General features: G+C 46.7%; 1 protein-coding gene. It reads left to right on the top strand.

Annotated elements, in window-relative coordinates; genetic code table 11:
- A partial coding sequence (locus ASJ81_RS15775) for a pentapeptide repeat-containing protein (RefSeq protein ID WP_141241771.1) occupies positions 1-381 on the top strand: 381 nt, incomplete at both ends.

The raw sequence follows: 381 nt of genomic DNA on the forward strand, positions 1-381 counted from the left end.
ACCTTCAAGGAGCTAACCTTCAAGGAGCTAACCTTCAAGAGGCTAACCTTAGAGGAGCTAACCTTCAAGAAGCTAACCTTAGAGGAGCTGATCTTTTTTACGCTGATCTTACAGGGGCTAACCTCGAAGGGGCTAACCTTCAAGAGGCTAACATTGAAAAGGCTACCCTTCAATTAGCTAACATTCATCTGGCTAATTTTAAAGAGGCAAATCTTCAAGGGGCTAACCTTCAAGGGGCTGATCTTTATGGAGCTGGCCTTGAAGGAGCTAACCTTCGGGGAGCTAACCTTTATGGAGCTGACCTTCAAGAGGCTAACCTTGAAGGGGCTAACCTTGAAGGGGCTAACCTTGGAGGAGCTAACCTTGAAAGGGCTAACCTTG

The sequence above is a fragment of the Methanosarcina spelaei genome (assembly GCF_002287235.1).
In the GTDB taxonomy this organism is placed as follows: Archaea; Halobacteriota; Methanosarcinia; order Methanosarcinales; family Methanosarcinaceae; genus Methanosarcina; species Methanosarcina spelaei.